Annotated in this window: 13 protein-coding genes; 10 read left to right on the top strand and 3 right to left on the bottom strand. The window is 57.7% G+C overall.

The features are described from left to right. The first annotated feature begins 26 nt into the window (after positions 1-26). Together L861_RS10440 and L861_RS10435 are read left to right on the top strand one after the other, a co-directional pair. Complete coding sequence (locus L861_RS10440; protein ID WP_016415924.1) at positions 27-758, top strand: class I SAM-dependent methyltransferase; 732 nt, start codon at positions 27-29, stop codon at positions 756-758. Positions 759-1062: 304 nt separating this feature from the next. Beyond that, the gene (locus L861_RS10435) at positions 1063-1377 is read left to right on the top strand and encodes a hypothetical protein (protein ID WP_016415923.1); all 315 of its coding nucleotides are present in this window, start codon (positions 1063-1065) and stop codon (positions 1375-1377) included. Between the two features lie 176 nt (positions 1378-1553). Here the strand turns inward: L861_RS10435 and plsB are convergent, their stop codons facing one another. After that, positions 1554-4019, bottom strand: a complete 2466-nt coding sequence (plsB, locus tag L861_RS10430) for a glycerol-3-phosphate 1-O-acyltransferase PlsB (protein ID WP_021029162.1) — start codon at positions 4017-4019, stop codon at positions 1554-1556. 124 nt (positions 4020-4143) lie between these two features. Between plsB and L861_RS10425 the strand changes: the two genes are divergently transcribed. The 5 genes from L861_RS10425 to L861_RS10400 all read left to right on the top strand — a co-directional run bounded on the left by L861_RS10425 (position 4144) and on the right by L861_RS10400 (position 11030). Continuing rightward, positions 4144-5265, top strand: coding sequence for a phospholipase D-like domain-containing protein (locus tag L861_RS10425; protein WP_016415921.1), 1122 nt, complete (start codon positions 4144-4146; stop codon positions 5263-5265). Between the two features lie 390 nt (positions 5266-5655). Then, positions 5656-7311 (top strand): methyl-accepting chemotaxis protein, encoded by a 1656-nt coding sequence (locus L861_RS10420; protein ID WP_016415920.1) that lies wholly within the window; start codon positions 5656-5658, stop codon positions 7309-7311. A gap of 249 nt (positions 7312-7560) precedes the next feature. After that, the gene (locus L861_RS10410; protein ID WP_016415918.1) at positions 7561-8430 is read left to right on the top strand and encodes a CheR family methyltransferase; all 870 of its coding nucleotides are present in this window, start codon (positions 7561-7563) and stop codon (positions 8428-8430) included. Positions 8431-8433: 3 nt separating this feature from the next. Further along, on the top strand, positions 8434-9579 hold the full coding sequence (locus tag L861_RS10405) for a protein-glutamate methylesterase/protein-glutamine glutaminase (protein ID WP_016415917.1): 1146 nt from the start codon (positions 8434-8436) through the stop codon (positions 9577-9579). A 452-nt stretch (positions 9580-10031) separates the two neighbouring features. Then, complete coding sequence (locus L861_RS10400) at positions 10032-11030, top strand: helix-turn-helix domain-containing protein (protein WP_016415916.1); 999 nt, start codon at positions 10032-10034, stop codon at positions 11028-11030. Between the two features lie 10 nt (positions 11031-11040). Here the strand turns inward: L861_RS10400 and L861_RS10395 are convergent, their stop codons facing one another. After that, positions 11041-11688, bottom strand: a complete 648-nt coding sequence (locus tag L861_RS10395; protein ID WP_016415915.1) for a YecA/YgfB family protein — start codon at positions 11686-11688, stop codon at positions 11041-11043. Positions 11689-11772: 84 nt separating this feature from the next. On the opposite strand from L861_RS10395, the gene L861_RS10390 reads away from it, so the two are divergent. The 3 genes from L861_RS10390 (at position 11773) to L861_RS10380 (ending at position 15386) form a co-directional block, all read left to right on the top strand. Further along, positions 11773-12321, top strand: a complete 549-nt coding sequence (locus L861_RS10390) for a SprT family zinc-dependent metalloprotease (RefSeq protein ID WP_016415914.1) — start codon at positions 11773-11775, stop codon at positions 12319-12321. Between the two features lie 173 nt (positions 12322-12494). After that, complete coding sequence (acs, locus tag L861_RS10385; RefSeq protein ID WP_016415913.1) at positions 12495-14444, top strand: acetate--CoA ligase; 1950 nt, start codon at positions 12495-12497, stop codon at positions 14442-14444. Between the two features lie 276 nt (positions 14445-14720). Continuing rightward, positions 14721-15386, top strand: a complete 666-nt coding sequence (locus L861_RS10380; RefSeq protein WP_016415912.1) for a LuxR C-terminal-related transcriptional regulator — start codon at positions 14721-14723, stop codon at positions 15384-15386. A 193-nt stretch (positions 15387-15579) separates the two neighbouring features. On the opposite strand, the gene L861_RS10375 is transcribed toward L861_RS10380, so the two are convergent. Next, complete coding sequence (locus L861_RS10375; RefSeq protein ID WP_016415911.1) at positions 15580-19530, bottom strand: hybrid sensor histidine kinase/response regulator; 3951 nt, start codon at positions 19528-19530, stop codon at positions 15580-15582. Positions 19531-19534 lie beyond the last annotated feature (4 nt).

The raw sequence follows: 19534 nt of genomic DNA, 5'->3' as shown, positions 1-19534 counted from the left end.
CGCCGAATCCTGTCAGTGTCTGTGGCATGGACCTGAAATCCTTGGCCGAGCGCCTGGGGCTTCCTTGGCAAGAGACCCCCGGGGCAGGCCTGACCTTGATGCAGTGTGATGGTGCGCTGGTGCTAGCCGGTGACGAAAGGCGCTATGGCAAGCCGCTCAAGGCCGATTTCGTCGCTGGTAGGGTCGCGCATCGACGGCTTTTCGGCGGCGGGCGTGGCCAACTCGTCGCCAAGGCATGTGGTCTGGGCAAGACTCAGGCACCGTCCATCATAGATGCTACCGCAGGGCTGGGGCGCGATGCCTTCGTACTGGCGAGCCTAGGTGCCGAGGTATTGATGATCGAGCGTGTCCCGGCGATTTTCGCTTTGCTCGAGGATGCCCTGGCGCGTGCCGCTTGCAACCCGGAAACGGCACCCATTGCCGCGCGCCTGCGCCTGGCGCATGGCGACGCCTGTCGTGAGCTGGCGGCAGTGGTGGCCGCGGCCGACTTCCCACCGCAGGTGATTCACCTCGACCCGATGTTTCCCCACCGCGCCAAGTCGGCGCTGGTCAAAAAGGAGATGCGCATCTTCCGCGATCTGGCCGGCGACGATGATGACGCCCCGCGCCTGCTGGAGGCTGCGCTGGATGTCGCTAGCCACCGTGTAGCGGTCAAACGCCCACGTACGGCGCCAGCCATCGATGGCCCGATGCCGCGACACGTCATCGAGGGTAAGACCAGTCGATACGACCTGTATGTGCATAGGGCACTAGCTTGACACAGCTCGTGCTAGCTTCCCGACTTCTTCTGATTCCTCCCGCTTACGCAAGAAACTCACTAGCCCACGAACTATCTAAAAGAGACCGCCAGCTCTCCTGGCCCAGGCACAACGTAGCTTGTGCTGCTGATGTTTCTCCACCGCGAGATGGGGCGCGGGAAGTGGCGGATGGAGTGGCAACGCTGGCACCGGACGATTGGACCATACTCCCGCTGCGTTGCCCGATATGGATGAAACGGTACGGCGCAGCGTGTCGTACCGCGGAAAAGAGTGTTGTGTTGGCGCACTCGAACTGGAGTTGGATATGATGTCTCGAGAGTTTCTCAAGCGAATTGGGATAGTAGGCGTGGTGTTAGGCCTGACGGCTAGCCCACTGGCATTCGCCGAGGATACCGAGAAGGAGGAGGCGTCCGACACCACCGGGCAGGAAGCAGAATGGGAAGAAGAGGAGCACCAAGGCGAAGGTAGCAAAGGTACGGATGACAGTACCAGAGTGAGCCCCGACCCGGATGAGGCCGGTGCTCCAGCCGTCGAAGCCAGTGAAGGCACCCAAGCGGGCGATGAGCCCGATCCTGCCGAGGGTAACGATGCTGATACCCAAGAGGAGAATGCTTCCTGAGCGGCAGGGAGAGAAGAACCACCCTCAGCGTTGTGAACTGACCGGGGGGGTGGAACCAGAGCCCGGCTTGTAAGGCTGGGCTCTGGTCGTTATGGAAGTTCCGATGGCGAAAGAGCGTAGGAATCGAACCGACTCCGTCACACTAGGAGCTGTCTGAAAAGTCGCGCAGACGGTTTTCAGACAGAGCCTTGTGTCTCGGTGATCTGCAGCAGTCGCTGGCGTAGTGCCGGATCGAACAAGGTACTAGCCCGGCGTGCCCCTTGTTCGAGGGTTGATCCGTAATGCACGCGATCCTGCTCCAGCCACAACCACCCTTCATCGTGTAACGACTCGATCAGACCCGCGAAGACTCGCGCATCGAAGAATTCTGGCGCTTCCCTCCCCGAGAGCAATGCCAGGCGCTCGGCGAACTGACGACTCTGCTCAGCAAGGGCGTCTTGGCTCAAAGTCCCGCTAGGCTTGCGCAACAGGGTAGTGAGTAACAGGAAGCCACGTTCCAGCGTCGGTTGCACCAAGCCTCCCAACAGCTGCAACTGTTCATTGACTTCGAGCAGGCCGCTTGGTCGTTGCCAGGCACCATCCTTGAATTCGAGCAAGCCCTGTTCGGCAAATGTCTCGAGCATATCGCGCAGGGTGGTGTCGAGCGCCGTAGGTGATGCAATGAACAGCTCCCTGCAGAGTATCGGCCAACTTGGAGCTAGCAGGTCGTGCAGTTCTGCCTGCCGCAAGCGAGCATTGTTGCGGAAAGCGAAAGCCGTAAGCCCCGCCAGAGCGAACAAGTGCAACACGTTGTTGCGATACCAGCTCAACAGGCTGGCATGCGCCGCGTCGGTCAGTATCAATTCGCCTAGGGCCTGGTCGCGGCGTTCGATGAAACCGAGATCAGCCACTTGCGCGATCCATGTCTCGGCGTCGCCTTTGGGCAGACTGATGTGAGCCCCTCCTGGCAGTCGACGCTGCAGCGTGTCCAGCAGATTCAACTGACGAATGAGCAGTTGGGTCTCAATGGCATGATGTGGCGTGGAAAGTAGTACGAGGGCCACCAGGTTGACCGCATTGAGAGCTGCCGCGTCGTTGATGCGTCGTGCCAGTTCGTTGCCCAGGCGTGGTATGACGTCGGTCATCCAGGGTGAACGTGGCAGATCGCGCTGCAAGCGCCATTGAGGCGTGTGATGGTCGAGAAAGGCGTCCAAATACAAGGGATCGCCGATATTCACCGCTACCCGGCCGAATGGCTGGCGAAGCTGGCCAAGTACACGAACCAGGTCCAACGGTGACTCCTTGCGTTTCTGGTGGCCTTTGAGCTCCTTGAGGTAGGCATTGCTCTCCAGTACCTTTTCGTAGCCGATATAGACCGGTACGAAAACCAGCCCGCGTGCCCTGTCGGTAGCGATGGCAGGAGAAGTGCGGGCGTGGGAGCGCAAGGTCATGGCCAGCATCCCCGGGCGTGGTGAGAGCATGCGACCACTGCGCGAGCGGCCGCCCTCGATGAAGTATTCCAGCGGATGGCCGCGTGACAGTAGACGATGCAGATATTCGTTGAATACCGCTCCATAGAGCCGGTTGTCCTTGAAGCTGCGGCGCATGAAGAAGGCCCCGCCACGGCGTAGCAAACTACCAATCAACGGCATGTCGAGATTACGACCGGCAGCGATATGCGGTGGCATCAAGCCATCGCGGTAGAGCACATAGGAAAGCAGCAAGTAGTCGATATGACTGCGATGGCAAGGCACATAGACCAACGTGTGTTCACCGGCCAGTGCCTTGATGTGCTCCAGCCCATGAACGTCGACCCCTTCATAAAGCCGGTTCCACAATCGTTCGAGCAGGCTGTCCATGAAACGCAGCACTGGGTAGGACATGTTGGAGGCAATTTCATGGCCATAGCGCCAGGCACGCTTCTTGATTCTGGCTGTCGAGCGTCCTTGGGCAGCAGCCACTTCGTCGATGGCTTGTCGCACCGCAGGGCTTCCCACGACACCATCGATCAACGTGCGGCGGTGAGAAAGGTCGGGGCCAAGTACGCGGGTACGCATGCGTCGGAAATGGACACGCAGTAGTCTTGCCACCTTACGGTTAGCCATCGCGCTGGGACGCTCGTCCAGTAGATCCTTGAGATGCAGGGGCGCGCCGAAGTGAAGTTCCACGCTCTTACCGTTGACGATCACTGACAGTGCTCGGCGCAGACTGCCGGTGAATTGCCAGCTATCGGCGGCAAGCATTTTCCAGAAGCCGAACCGCTTTCCGGGGGCTCGGCCCCAGAACACGCTAACCGGGACTAACTGGATATCCTCACCGGGATGGTTGGTGAGATGTTCGATCAGAGCCGTGAAAGGTGGGGTGGGAGGCGCCCGACGGCCAAAGCGGCGACTGGTGGCTGGTAGTGGCAAACACGCGCGCAGGGTAGTGCGCCCAAAGGTGAGGCGCCTAGTTGGTGAGGGTAACCCTCGACGTGAGCAAAGTGACTCCAGCAATAGGGTATCGCTGAGAGCGGGGTGTGGCAGAACATAGAGGATCGGACATTCGGGGTTGAGGTCGAGTCGTTCGGGGCTCGGTTCGATCAGACGTAGCTCTACCCACGTGGCAATCAGGCGACGTAGAGGTGCACGCACTAAGTTCGAGAAAACAGAGTTCCAGGCCATTCCATTGCCTTATATGAGACGATGGCGGCCAGTATAGCGGTAACGGCAGCCTTACCGCAGGGGCAATCTTTCGTCATGCAGGCAAACATGCGTCAATGGAGTTCGAGGAGCGGAGGAGACCACCATGCGCGGCATGTGGAGAGAAGGTAACCACTTCACGCTGTTGCCGGAAGCCAAGCGATTCATCCCCGAGATGTTCGCCGCCATCGAACAGGCCCGTTCCTCGATTCTGATCGAGTTGTATCTGATGGAGTCGGGGCGCCTGGCGGAGGGAATGATCGATGCCCTGGGACGGGCCGCCGAACGAGGTGTTTCGGTGATGCTGATGCTGGATGGCTATGGATCGATGGGACTCGTCGATGAGGATCGGGCGCGTCTGCGCGAACGAGGTGTGGCGCTACGCTTCTTCAATCCCTTGGGATTTCATTCTCTGGCCAAGAATCTGACTCGTGACCACCGCAAGCTGGTGGTGGTGGATGGTCGCCTGGCTTTTACCGGTGGCTTCGGTGCCGTGGATGAGTTTCTGGATGCCTGGTACGAAGTGGCGATACGCATCGAAGGGCCAGTGGTCGTCGACTGGGTGCGATTGTTCTCGCGGCTATGGGATTCTCCCTTGAGCCGTGGTAGAGGGAAAGCCGGTCTGGTACGCAATCTGACGCTGGATGTCTCAACGCATAGCGACGATCAAGGCATGCGTGGACGGGTGGTATGGGGGCAAGGGTATCGTTATCAGGCCATCCGTCACTCGCTGCATAAACAAATATCCTCAGCAACACGCCGTATCTGGATTTGTACGCCCTACTTCGTGCCGACTTTCAGCCTGCGCATGCGTCTGGCTAAGGCCGCGAAACGCGGTGTCGATGTACGCCTGCTGTTGCCAGGCGAGACCCACGATCACCCCATGGTACGTTATGCCGGCCAGCGCTTCTATGGACGCCTGCTGCGTGCTGGTGTACGCATCTTCGAGTTCCAGCCCACTTTCATTCATGCCAAGTTTTCGCTTGTCGACGACTGGACCACTCTTGGATCGTGCAATTTCGACCATTGGAGCTTGCACTGGAATCTGGAAGCCAACCAGGAAGTTCATGATGCTCGTTTTGCCGATGAAGTGGCGGCACTGTTCGAGCGTAATTTCGCGACCAGCCACGAGATCGATCCTGCCCACTGGGCTCAAAGGCCACGGTTGCAGCGACTACGTGAGTGGTTATTCGGTACCCTGGATGCTTGGCTAACCCGGCTTCGCTAAGGCAAGGGAATGTCCGCTTTGCGTAAACGATGTCCGGAAGACGCATTCGTTTGCTTCTAACGCTATTCCTGAAACGTTTCGTTTGATAGCTTCTCCAACCGCAATTCACGTTCCTTATCTGAAATTGTCGAGAAGATAGGAGAGTGAAAGGATTCCGCTACGGGAACTGCTGTAAATGCGAAGGAAGGTCGGGTTCAAGTTACCGAACGATCCGCTCATGCCCTAGTGTCTCACTTATCGAATTCGAGCGGCACGTTTGACGACTGACGTGCTCAAGATCGAGTGCTCCTTCCGTCCGGTGACGAGCTACCCCCACCCGGACGGTTTTTTCTTTTTCGTCGGCAGCATCGATAGAAAGCAGGGAAAGTAGGGGAAGCAGGGAGTATAAACATGTTTCCAAGCTTGAAACTGAGTGCTCGTTTGGCGGTGGGGTTCGGCTTCCTTATTCTGGCACTGGTCGGGATCACGACCTTCGGCATTTGGCAGATGCGGGATTACAACAACCAGGTCAGTCGAATGGGGACTATCTATGCACCGGCTCAGGGGTTGCTGCTCAATGCGGATCGCGATGCGTATCAAGCCCTTGTGGCCGAGCGGACGCTGTTGAGCCTGGCTTCGGATTCTGACGAGTTCGAGTCGCAACTCGCAGCCCATGCTGAAAATATCGAGCAGACTCGCGACCGGATGGAAAGATATTCGGCGATGGTGGACACGGCGTCTTCCCGCGCCCTGATGCAGTCGTTTTGGCCACGCTTCGAAACATGGGAGCAAAACACCAAGCGTTTTGTCGATGCCTTGTCCGGGGAGCATCGCGAGTCGCGTCGCGAAGTGTTCGTTCAAGATAGCCTGACCCGACTTGAAGCGCAGTTCAATGACATGCGCAGTGTCATCGATGAGATAGGCAATGAACTGAACAGCTTGATCAAGGCCGAAACGCAAAAGGCCCAAACCAGTTATGAACGTACCTTTGGGCTGTTGATCGGGATAGGGGCAGGCATCGTATTCCTTGCCATTTGCCTGGGCGTTCTGATTGTTCGTGGCGTCATGAAAGAGCTGGGTGGTGAACCCAGCTACGTACGAGGCATCATGAGTGAGATCGCGGCGGGCAACCTCAGTGTGCAGGTAGCGACTCGCAAGGGTGATACCGATAGCCTGCTGGCTGCGGCACGCGACATGGTCGCCAAGCTGCGTGAGGTGGTCGGCGAGGTGACCGGGGCGGTGCGTAACGTGGCCTCGGGCAGCCAGGAGATGGCCGAGGCCTCCGGGCAGCTTAGTCAAGGCGCCACCGAACAGGCCGCCTCCGCTGAGGAAGCTTCATCCTCGATGGAGCAGATGACCGCCAACATCAAGCAGAACGCCGACTACGCCAGTCAGACCGAGAGCATCGCCCGCGACGCGGCCAGCGATGCCGAGGCCTCGGGCCATGCAGTGGCCGAGGCGGTGGGGGCCATGGAGTCTATCGCCGAGAAAATCCTGATCGTGCAGGAGATTGCCCGACAGACCGACCTGTTGGCGCTCAACGCTGCGGTGGAAGCGGCGCGTGCCGGCGAGCACGGGCGCGGCTTCGCAGTGGTGGCCGCCGAGGTACGCAAACTGGCCGAGCGCAGCCAGGCGGCGGCGCAGGAGATCTCGGGGCTGTCTGGCAATACTGTCAAGGCCGCTCAGGAAGCTGGCAAGATGCTCGCCAAGCTGGTGCCGGACATCCAGAAGAGCGCTGGGTTGATCGCTGAGATATCGGCGGCCAGCAACGAGCAGAACGCCGGTGCCGGGCAGATCAATCTTGCCATTCAGCAGCTCGACAAGGTGACCCAGCAGAATACTTCCGCCGCTGAGGAGATGTCCGCCACCGCTGAGGAACTGTCCAGCCAGGCTGAGCAGTTACAAACCGCCATCAGTTACTTCCGATTTGATGAGAAGTCAATGCAGGTGGCCTTACTAGCAACGGCTAAATCGACATCGACGCCATTGGTAATGATGCCGACATCACGGTCCAAGAGAAATGAATCTGGCAGGAAAAAGCAAAAGGCAGCTCTGCCTTTGACATGAGTGATGACTGGCAGTGGTGATGCATAGAATAACGAATTCTAATGTCGCTTTGGTGCCTGATGCACCAAGGCTATTGTGCCCCTTCCGTCCGGTACAGGATTTTCCAAGCCGGGCGGCTTTTTCTTCCTTTATACGAGAAAGCTCTTTTGGACATCGATGACAAGTGGCTGGTCGAGGCTATCGCTCTGCAAGCGGTGACTGTCGTGATGCTTGGTTGTGATGTGGGTATATCAAGTGAAGAGAGTTAGCGTGTCATCCACGATATATCCACCAGTAATACCGGAATACGATCGTCTGAGTGATCAGGATTTTGGACGCATTGCGGAGTTGATCGGCGAGCATGCCGGTATCAAACTGCCACCGGCCAAGAGACTGATGGTCGAAGGTCGGTTGCGCAAACGCGTACGTGGATTAGGTCATCAAAGTCTGGCGGATTACTGCCGGTTTCTATTCGACGGTCAGGGGCTGGCCAGTGAATTGGTCCACGTGATTGATGCGGTTACGACCAACAAGACCGATTTCTTTCGCGAGCCCGCACATTTCGTGTCTCTCGAAGAAAAAATAATACCTGCATTGCTGGAGCGGCATCCTGGACCGGAGCCGCAGCTCAAGTTGTGGAGTGCGGCATGTTCCAATGGTGCCGAAGTGTATACGATCGCCATGGTGATGGCAGAGATCGCAGCTTGCCACCGTCATCTCCGCTTCTCTGTGTTGGGAACTGATATTAGTACCGAAATGCTCGAACACGCAGCGCGCGCCATCTACCCGGTGGCCATGGTCGAGCCGGTGCCGGCGGCATTGCGCAAGCGGTACCTGATGCATGGCCGAGCGCCGTCACGACGCAGTGAGGTACGTATCGTGCCGGAGTTGCGCCATGCAGTGCGCTTTGCACGCCTCAATCTGATGGATGCTCGCTATACCATCGACCGTGATGTGGATGTCATCTTCTTACGCAACGTGCTGATTTATTTCGAGAGGGCTACCCAGGAAGCGGTGGTGTCGCGACTGGTCGGGCATCTGCGCCCTGGTGGCTTCCTGGTCCTGGGGCACTCGGAATCGATGATTGGCACCAACTTGAATCTACGCCAAGTGGCACCGGCGGTGTTCCAGAATCTCTGAGTAATGGTGAACGGTGTGACTGGAAATTTACGTGACCGCGCGACTTCAGCAGAAAAGATCAGAGTTCTTATCGTCGATGACTCTGCTGCGGTGCGGCAGCTTCTCAGCGATATCATGGCTAGTGACCCGGCTCTCGAGGTCATGGCAACCGCCTCGGATCCTTATATCGCGGCAGAGCGTATCAAACACGAGGTGCCTGACGTCATATTTCTGGATATCGAGATGCCGCGTATGGACGGCCTCACTTTCCTGCGCAAGATCATGGCCCAGCGCCCTATCCCTGTAGTAATTTGCTCGAGCCTGACCGAGAAGGGATCCGTTGAACTGATGCAGGCGCTGGAAGCGGGAGCGGTGGATGTGGTCACCAAACCGCGCATCGATACTATCCGCGCCCTCAGTGAAGCGAGCATGCGCATTTGTGATGTGGCACGTGCGGCAGCGCAAGCCCGTTTCTCACGTACCCGCCGTACCATTCCCCTGAAGGTGGAAACCAAGCTGCCCACCGACATCATCGTTCCTCCTCTTGCTCATCCACGCACGGTGGGTCCGCTTACTGACGAGATCGTCTGTATTGGAGCATCGACCGGAGGCACCGAAGCATTACGGACCATCCTCATGGCGCTGCCATCCGATAGTCCGGGAATTGTGGTCATCCAGCATATGCCGGAACGATTCACTGCCGCTTTTGCCAGTCGTCTTGACAACCTCTGTACCGTTTCTGTCAAGGAAGCAGAAGCTGGAGACCCTGTCATCCGCGGCCAGGTACTTATCGCCCCTGGCAACCGTCATATGCTGCTGGAGCGGGCTGGCAGGCACTATCGTATCGTAATCAAGGATGGTCCCCCTGTCTTCCGGCACCGGCCCTCGGTCAATGTACTGTTTCGTTCAGCGGCGCAAAATGCGGGAAGTAATGCGCTGGGCATTCTGCTGACTGGCATGGGTGATGATGGTGCGCAAGGGTTGCTGGAAATGCGTAACGCCGGTGCTACGACCATTGCCCAAGACGAAGAAAGCTGTGTCGTCTTTGGCATGCCCAAGGAGGCCATTCTATGCGGTGGTGCCGAAAAGATACTTTCGCTTCAAGCCATCGCGGAGCAGATCATGCAGAGGGCTGGCCAAGGAACGTCAGGTGTGTATCGTCAGAGCTAAATAAGATAGTGCTGTTGGTTGTCGATGTTAAAGAGGGTCAATCAGTGCCGTAGGCAGGTTTGAATATGGCGCGATATTGAAGCTTACAAAAACGTAAGGTGAAGGGGGTGAATTAATAACTACTTATGCTTTGGTGATTAAACAGAGATGCTCGCCAAGTGTTCTATATGCGACATATTCTAAAAAGCCGTTGCACTGCCATTTTGGCTGGTTAGAATATTTATCCACGATAATGAGATATTCACACTATTGCTTATTTGGTATGGCATTTCTCAAGTGGTATTTATAGCAATGAAATTAGCATGCTATTTATGAGTAGTGACAAGATGAAACGACTGTATGGAATGAGTTTACGGATAAAAACGTATTGATTTTTTAGCAAGGAGGCTTGGCTGATTTTATTATTCCTAGCCACCGAAAGAGATAGTTGACATAATAATAAGGGAAATTGCATGCAGGAAAATCAGTTGTTTTTTACTCCTCCTGCGCAGTCGGGTAAGGGCTTCGATGACTTTCAAGCGCGTTGCGGGGCCATATTCGAACCGTTCCGAATGTGTCCGGAACGGCGCCGTACCGACTTCCAGTGGTGTACCAATGTCAAAACCGGTCATGGGCTTTCCCTGGTACGCATTCAGTGCAATTCCGGCTGGTCGCTGACCCAGGACGGAGATAGACGCGGGTTCAGTGTGTTCATTCCACGTGTCGGTGGGTACGAAGCGACACTCGACAAGCGGCAGGTCGAGGTGGCGCCCGGCAAGATACTGCTTGCACCGATCCAGCAGGTGCGCCATATCAAACTCTATAGTAACGATATGCGCCCTGGTATCGCCTTGACCTTCGACGACACCACAGTGACCAAGGTGCTCTCGAGCCTGTCCAATGACAAGGTCGTGGATTGTCGCGATGTCATGCCGGTGCTCGAAAGCTCGAGTCAGGTGGGTACGACGCTGAGAGAGATGGCTCAGCTTGTCGAGGCCGGAACGTTCGCCAGCCAGGCGCTACAGAAATCGCCCAAGGCGGCCGCATTGCTGACCGAGGCGGCTTTGACCTTCATCTTCGAGAACGTTCCCCATCGTGGCATCGAACGGATCCAACGACAGGCACCATTGGTTGCGCCGCGCCACGTACGGGCCGCAGTCGATTACATGCACGCCCACCTGCATCAGTCACTGACCATGGCCGATATCGCGGCGGCGGTTGGGGTCAGCGTTCGTTCATTGCAAGCGGCCTTTCGTCGCTTTTACGACACCACGCCGATGAACTATTTGCGCCGGCTTCGACTCGAGGCGGTTCATCAGGAACTCGCGTCTCCGGAAAACCGCTTGCCGGTCAGTGAAGTGGCCTTGAAGTGGGGTTTTGTCCACCTTGGCCGTTTTGCTGCACAGTATCGTGCAGCTTATGGGGTTTACCCTTCCGCAACGGCTACCAAGGCACATCTCATGCTTCACTGACATGTTGACGTTAGGACTTGCCTTTTCTACGGCCTGCAGGCTTCTTCTTGCGGGGGGTAGGTTTAGGCTTTTCCGGCGGTACCCGGTAGTGAAGGTAGAGATCCAGCACCAGTTCGGGAAGCTGCCGGACCAAGCTTTCCAGCCGCGCTGGGTCATTGGCCAGGTCAGCCATGTCGGGTTCGTCGTCGAACAAACCCGATAGCGTCATGAACGGCAGTAACAAGGCGGCAGCTGTTTCCTCCTCGTTCTCGAACCAGGCCACTTCATCGAGAAAGACTCCCTCCATGAAGCCAGCGCACCAATCGCCGATCGGTGTTTCAGCTGGGGCTAAACCGTCCAATTCCAGATCGAAGGGCAACTCGGGCAATAACCCTTCGTCGAGAGCGGTGATGGCATTGTTCTTGAGTGCCTCGAGTAGACCTAGCACCTCGCGACGTTCGGTTGCATCGATGAAGTCCGGTTCGCCATGAAATAGCTCAGCGATCCAGATAGCTGGATCGACCTCCCTGGGGGCGACTGCCAGTGCTACTAGAAAGCCATGAGCGCTTATCAGGTCGAGCCCGTCAGCACAGACCCGGTCGGATTCAAGGAAATCGTCGAGCCGATCGAGATCATCGTCGTCGAGCAAGGGTTGGGGAGGAGGGGGGGTCTCGGGCATCGGTGTTCTCGCAGTCGATGATCGGCAGTCAATGATAACGCAGGTGCTGGACGTGACCGGCGTAGCAAGCCATTCTAGCATCCCATGACGAAACCAGCGCTTTCCACTTTTCCCACCACCGATCTCGAACTTCTCGACGAAGCGGCTTTGTATACCTGCCTGCACCAACAGGTCGAGGCGGCGTGGCGATTAAGTTGTGAAGTCCATCCGGAACTGCCCAAGCCCTTGGTGTGGCTCGACTTACGTGGTAAGAGCGCAGGCCAGGCACACTTCGGACGTAGAGGCTTGCGTTTCAACCCAGTGCTGCTGCGCGAGAATCGCCAGGCCTTCCTGGCCGAGGTGGTGCCTCACGAGATGGCCCACTGGCTGGTGTATCACCTTGAGGATGGGGCGCGTGCTCGACCCCACGGTCATGAATGGCAAACGGTAATGCGCTGTTTGTTTGGGCTCGAGCCCAAGGTTACCCATTGCTTCGATGTGCGCCGCTCCAGCTCGGCTCCTTACTGCTATCGTTGTAGATGCGATGAGCATTTCTTCACTGCTCAGCGTCATGCGCTGGCCCGTCAGGGAAGGCGTTATCAATGTCGACAATGTGCCCAGACTTTGGTCTATGTGGGGTGTTCAAAGGTATGAAGCGACGTATAAGACTTTGATATTAAATGACAAAATGTTAATACCAATGTCTAAAAGGCGTTGTGGTCCCCCCAGTATATGCTGGGTGTGCTTTCAGGGTCGGCTCATCAATGATAACGCAGGGTCGGCGACATGAACTTTCTCGGATCACTCTCCTGAACAGGAGCTTCTTCATGACCGAACAGCAAAACGTCTATCCAGTGCGTGAGGATTTTGCCACCAATGCCTGGGCCGACAACGAAAAGTATCTGGCCATGTACCAGCAGTCGGTTGATGACCCGGCGGCTTTCTGGGCTGAACAGGCCAAACGGCTTGACTGGATCAAGGCACCAACGCGGGTCAAGAACACTTCCTTCGCCTCGAACAACGTCGACATTCGCTGGTTCGAGGATGGAGAGCTCAATGCGAGTGTCAACTGCCTGGATCGCCATTTGGAGCAGCGTGGTGAGCAGACCGCCATCATCTGGGAAGGAGACGACCCAAATGAATCCAAGGCCCTGACCTATCGAGAGCTGCATGCCCGGACCTGCCAGGTGGCCAATGCCCTCAAGGAGTTAGGTGTAAAGAAGGGTGACACTGTCACTCTGTATATGCCGATGATTCCCGAAGCGGCCATGGCCATGCTCGCTTGTGCGCGTATCGGTGCAATTCACTCGGTGGTTTTCGGGGGCTTCTCGCCCGACGCCCTTGCGCAGCGTATCGTCGACTCCCAGTCAAAGGTGGTGATCACCGCTGATGAATCGGTGCGCGGTGGCAAGCGGGTGCCGCTCAAGGACAACGTCGATGCGGCTCTGACACGCCAAGGAACCGATGTTGCCGAGAAGGTGCTGGTCGTCCAGCGTACTGGTGGCGAGATCGACTGGAAGGAAGGACGCGACGTCTGGTTCCACGAACTGGTCGACAGACAGGCAACCGACTGTGTGCCGGAAGCGATGAACGCCGAGGACCCGCTGTTCATCCTCTATACGTCCGGCTCCACCGGCGCACCCAAGGGACTCAAACATACCACTGGCGGCTACCTGTTACAGGCGGCCATGACCCACCAATATGTCTTCGACTACAAGGACGGCGAGGTCTATTGGTGTAGCGCCGATGTGGGCTGGGTCACTGGCCACAGCTATATCGTCTATGGGCCGTTGGCCAATGGCGCCATCACTCTGATGTTCGAGGGTGTGCCCAGCTACCCCACCAATGGGCGCTTGGGCGAGGTCGTCGACAAACACAAGGTGGCGATCCTCTATACATCGCCGACCGCGGTGCGGGCGCTGATGGCACACGGCAACAATGTCATGGATTCCAGCAAGCGCGACAGCCTACGTCTATTGGGCTCGGTGGGCGAACCGATCAACCCCGAGGCCTGGGAATGGTTCTATCGGGTGATCGGCAACTCGAAGTGCCCGATCGTCGATACCTGGTGGCAGACTGAGACCGGCGGCATCATGATTTCGCCGCTGCCGGGTGCTATCGACCTCAAGCCGGGCTCCGCCACGCGTCCTTTCTTCGGCGTACAGCCAGCATTGGTTGATAACGAAGGCCGTCTACTCGAGGGGGCGACCGAGGGTAACCTAGTAATCCTCGACTCCTGGCCGGGTCAGGCGCGTACGATCTGGAAAAACCATGAGCGGTTCGTGCAAACCTACTTCTCCACCTATGAAGGCATGTACTTCACGGGGGACGGATGTCGCCGTGACGAGGATGGCTACTACTGGATCACCGGTCGCGTCGATGACGTGATCAACGTTTCTGGCCACCGCATGGGGACCGCCGAAATTGAATCCTCGCTGGTGGCTCACGAAGCCGTGGCCGAAGCTGCCGTGGTCGGTTATCCGCATGACATCAAAGGTCAGGGTATCTATATCTATGTCACCTTAGGGGATGAGTACGAGCCCAGTGATGAGCTTAAGAAGGAACTCACTCAGTGGGTGCGCAAGGATATCGGTCCGATCGCATCCCCAGATGTGATTCAGTGGGCGCCCAGCTTGCCCAAGACCCGTTCGGGCAAGATCATGCGTCGTATCCTGCGCAAGATCGCTGCCAACGAATGCGAGGGGCTGGGGGACACCAGCACACTCGCCGACCCCAGTGTGGTTGATGAACTGATTGCCAATAGAGTCAACCGCTAGCGCGCTCTCGGACAGGCGATACGTCGCACTTGTGATTCTCGGTGGCCCTACTGGCTACCGAGAATGTAGGAGCGTGTCAGCCATATGTGTCTCTGTCGCTGCACCGGCCTTCTCGGCCGGCTTTTTCTTGTCGCGTCTAGCTGTTGTTGACAGTTGAACCATGTGCTTGGGAATCTTCTGTCCCATGGGGTAACATGCGGACTACAACGGCGAACCAGACCTGCACCGAGACAGTCAGCCACCTTGTTCGCTGCATGAGGAACCGGAGGAGATCCAATGGCCTTTGCCCAGAAATTCATCGTTGCCGATGACCATCCGCTGTTCCGCGCTGCCTTGACACAGGCGCTGCGCCAACTGGCACCCCAGGCCGAGATCGTCGAGTCCGATACCATGGAAGCGACCACCGAAGTGGTGACACGCCATCCCGATGCGGATCTGATTCTGCTTGATCTGCACATGCCGGGTGCTCATGGCTTTTCCGGATTGATTCAGTTGCGCGGTCAGACACCAGACGTTCCCGTAGCGGTGGTTTCAGGCAGCGATGAACCGCATGTGGTCCGCCGAGCCATTGACTATGGCGCTTCCGGCTTCATTCCCAAGTCATCTTCTCTATCGCTGATCGCCGAGGCGGTGGGCGAGATTCTCGAAGGTGAAGTGTGGCTGCCTCCCGAGTTGGCCGAAGCTTTGGGTGAGGCTGACGAGGAGGAAACCCGCTTCGCTGAAGCCATCGCGTCGCTGACTCCCCAGCAGTTCCGGGTCCTCAACATGCTTACCGAAGGGCTGCTCAACAAGCAGATTGCCTACGAGCTGAATGTTTCCGAGGCCACCATCAAGGCACATGTCACGGCAATTCTGCGCAAGCTTGGCGTGCATTCCCGTACCCAAGCAGTGATCGCTGCCCAGAAGCTCGAAGTCGAGCCGCCGAAGGTGGAAGAATCCTAAGCCGCCGCTATGCGGCTCGAAGAACGTTGATTCGCAGCTTGAAGAGGGAAGACATAAGAAAGAAGACGGCACTTCGTGCCTTGAAGAGGGAAGAAAAAACCTTGTGCACTAGTACATCGACTCCCTCATACTTCCTTCTTCCTTCTTCCTTCTTCCTTCTTCCTTCTTCCTTCTTCCTTCTTCCTTCTTCCTTCTAGCCCTCTTGTCGTGCCGCCCGACTGGCTTGCAGCGTTCGGGTCAGCAGTGCGCGCAGTGCAGCGGGGCGCACCGGTTTGAGCAGTAGCTGATAACCGCCGCGCTTGATCTCCTCGGCGACTTCTTCGGTGCGGTCGGCAGTGATGACGATCCCCGGCACAACGCCTTCACAGCGTTCGGCCAGAGCCTCTAGCGCCATCAACCCAGTCACTTCGTTATCCAGGTGGTAGTCGGCGAGAATGGCGTCCGGGTCGCCATCCAGGTGGCGCAGGATCGACTTTGCACCACCAATGGTGGTTGCCGTGAACACCTCGCAGCCCCAGCCGGAAAGCATCGCCTTCATGCCTTCGAGGATTAGCGTCTCGTTATCGATGCAGATGATGCTCGTGCCGGCCAACTTGTTACCAGCTCGCCGAGAGGGCGGTTCATCGGTGCGCCGGGCTTCGCCGGCCTCGACCACCGGCACACTGACCGAGAATACCGTCCCCACGCTCTCCCAGGAGCGCACTCGTATCGGATGATCGAGGACTCGGCTCATGCGGTCAGCGATCGACAGCCCAAGCCCCAGCCCCTTCTCGCTTTCCTTGTGGCGCGAGGCCTGATCGAGACGGCGGAACTCCTGGAAGATCTCAGCTTGCTTGGATTCAGGAATACCCGGGCCACTGTCCCATACCTCGATGGTCAGCCGCTGGCCGTGGCGGCGGCAGCCTAGCAGCACGCGACCATGCTGAGTATAGCGAATGGCATTGGACAGGAAGTTCTGCACGATGCGCCGCAGCATCTGGGCGTCGCTGTCGACCCAGCAGCGGGTTGGCACCACTACCAAGTCCAGGCCTCGCTCCTCGGCCATTACCTCGAACTCGGCGCGCAAGGGGTGGAAGATATCGGCCAGGGCGAAATGGCTGCGCCGCGGTGTCAAGGCACCGGCATCCAGTTTGGAGATATCGAGCAAGGTGCCGAGTAGCTCCTCGGCGGCCTGGAGCGAATTGTCGATATGGCCGATGGTGCGCTTCAAATCGCTGGCATCCATCTCTTGCGAAAGTGCCGAGGTGAACAATCGTGCAGCGTTGAGTGGCTGCAGTAGGTCGTGGCTGGCGGCAGCCAGGAAGCGGGTCTTGGAAGCGTTGGCGTCCTCGGCAACTTGTTTGGCCTGGCGTAGGGCCTGTTCGGCTTCGGCACGTACCCGGTTCTCCTGGCGCAGTGCAGCATTGGCCTCCGACAGGGCCTGGGTGCGTTCGCGCACACGCTCTTCCAGGTTCTCGTTGGTTTCCTTGAGGGCAATCTCGGCCAGGCGGCGTTCAGTGATGTCCTGATAGAGGGCGAAGAAGCCGAGGATGGCGCTGCTATCGCCGAAGTGTGGAGTATAGGTGACCAGCATGTAACGCGTACCACCTTCGCCATCGTCCAGCGAGATCTCGAAGCTTACCCGTTCACCGTGCAGAGCACGTCGCATCCAAGGCGCGCGCTCGCGGGCAATGTGTTCGGGCATCACGCTTTCCATCCGCTCTCCAATCACGGCGTTGCGGTCGACCCCGAATACCTGCTCGTAGGCCCGGTTGGTGAAGAGGTAGCGGCATTCCTTGTCGAAGTAGGCAATCAATGCCGGCACGTTGTCGGTATAGATGCGGATATTGTTTTCCGAGCGGATCAGCGCCTCTTCTATACGCTTCTGCTGCGTGATGTCCTGATAGGTATACACGAAGCCACCACCGGGCATGGGGTTACCCTGCACTTCTAGCACACTGCCATCCTGACGATAACGTACGTAGCGATGCGGCTGGCCTTGGCGGATGTTGTCAAGCAGCAGTTCGACATGCTCTTCGGGATCGCCTGGACCATATTCTCCGTTGTGGGCGTTGTAGCGAAAGATCTTGTCGATCGGCGCGCCGACCCGAATCAGGTGGTCGGGGAAGCGGAACAGCTCCAGGTAGCGCTGGTTCCACACTACCAGGCGCAGATTCTGATCGACCACACTGATGCCTTGGTTGATGTTCTCGATGGTGGCCTGTAGCAGGGCACGGTTGAACTCCAGCACCTGAGAAGCTTCGTCGACGATTGAGATAACGTCGGAGATGCCAATGCCACGGCCTTGCAGGGCAGAATTGACCACGATGCGTGCCGAGGAGGCACCGAGTACCGAGGCCAGGAAACGCTCGGTGAACTGGATGACGTCAATAGAGGCGCGCGTCATATCTTCCAGTGGTTTGCCGGTACGCCGTGCGTAGTCGTCGAAGGCGCGCTCTACCTGGCTGGCTCCGAGAAAACGTTCGCACAGTACCTTCAGGTCGCCGACGGTAGTGGCGCCTGTCCAAGGTCGGTTGACCGAAGTTTGGCGTGTTTCGACGCTATCGACGAACAGCGAAGCCTGGATGCGCTCGACTACCCGTTGCGGTGTCATCTGTGAGACGAAGATGTAGCAGAACAGGTTGATACCCAGTGACAGCATCACGCCGTGGGTGAAGTTGTCGCCGATGTTGAGCCCGAACAAATGCGTGGGAGCCAGCCAGGCAATGCCCAGTGGGCCACCGTCGAGCCAGGCAGTCGGCAGTACTCCCGCATTGATCAATGTCGGTTGCAGCAAGGTATAAGCCCAAATGGCGAAGCCCGCGTTCATGCCGACGATGACGCCCATGCGGTTGCCGCGTTTCCAGTAAAGGCCGCCCAGCAAGGCGGGAGCGAACTGGGCGGCAGCGGCGAACGACAGCATACCGGTCGAGGCCAGAGTGCTGTATTCCGCAATCAGCTGATAGAAGCCATAGGCCAGGGCAAGGATCACCCCGATGGTGACACGTCGGGCGCGCAATACCAGACGGCCATAGTCGCGAGGCTTGGCATCGAACCAGCGCAGCCGGAACAGTGCCGGGATGACGATCTCGTTGGAAATCATGATCGATACCGCCACCGCGGCGACGATTACCATGCCGGTGGCTGCCGAGAAGCCGCCAACGAAGGTCAGCAGGGTCAGCAACTCGTTATTGGCGGCCATGGGAATGGCCAGTACATAGGTATCCGGTTCCACGCCAGTATCGGCAAAGATGGTCAGGCCAGCAGCGGCAATCGGCAGGACAAAGAAGCCGAATGCCACTAGGTATAGGGGGAATAGCCAACGTGCCTTGCTGGCGTCGTCACGATGGGTGTTCTCGACTACCGCGACGTGGAACTGACGCGGTAGGCAGAAGATGGCCAGCATGGCAAGCAGTGTTTGGGCCCAGAAACTATGGCCGAAGTCTTGCTCGGCAAGTTGACGCTGCAATTCGAGTTGGGCGTCGGCCCGGACCAGCAGATCGCCGATGCCGTCGAATAGCCCCCAGGTCACATAGGCGCCGAGAATAAGGAAGGCCACCAGCTTGACCAGTGACTCGAAGGCAATGGCATGCACCAGTCCCTCATGGTGTTCGGTAGCGTCGGTGTGCCGGGTACCGAACAGGATGGCAAACAGTGCCATCACCACGGCGACATAGAAAGCGGTGTCGGCGAACAGCGGTGCCCGGGTCATGTCCGAGGTATCGGTGAGCACCGTGAAGGCCGCCGATACCGACTTCAATTGCAAGGCGATATAAGGCAGGGTACCGATCAATGCCACCAGGCTGGCAAAGGCCGCTAGAGATTGCGTCTTGCCGTAGCGGGAAGCGATGAAATCGGCGATCGACGTCACGTTCTGGTGCTTGGCCACGCGAATCATCTTGGCCAACACTGGCCAGAACAGCATGAAGGTGAGGATAGGGCCGATGAAGATGCTGGCAAAGGACCAGCCTGAAGTTGCCGCCTGTCCCACGGCACCATAGAAGGTCCAGGAGGTGCAGTAGATGGCCAATGCCAGGCTATAGATCACCGGCCGCCGCTGAGTGGCGCCATAACGCAGGGCATGGCGGTCGCCACGCCAAGCAATAGCGAACAGCACGGCGATATAGGCAAGCGAAACGGCAATCAGCAGCCAACCAGAGAACATGCAG

Source organism: Litchfieldella anticariensis FP35 = DSM 16096, from assembly GCF_000409775.1.
In the GTDB taxonomy this organism is placed as follows: Bacteria; Pseudomonadota; Gammaproteobacteria; order Pseudomonadales; family Halomonadaceae; genus Litchfieldella; species Litchfieldella anticariensis.
This window is presented reverse-complemented; position numbering and strand designations above follow the sequence as displayed.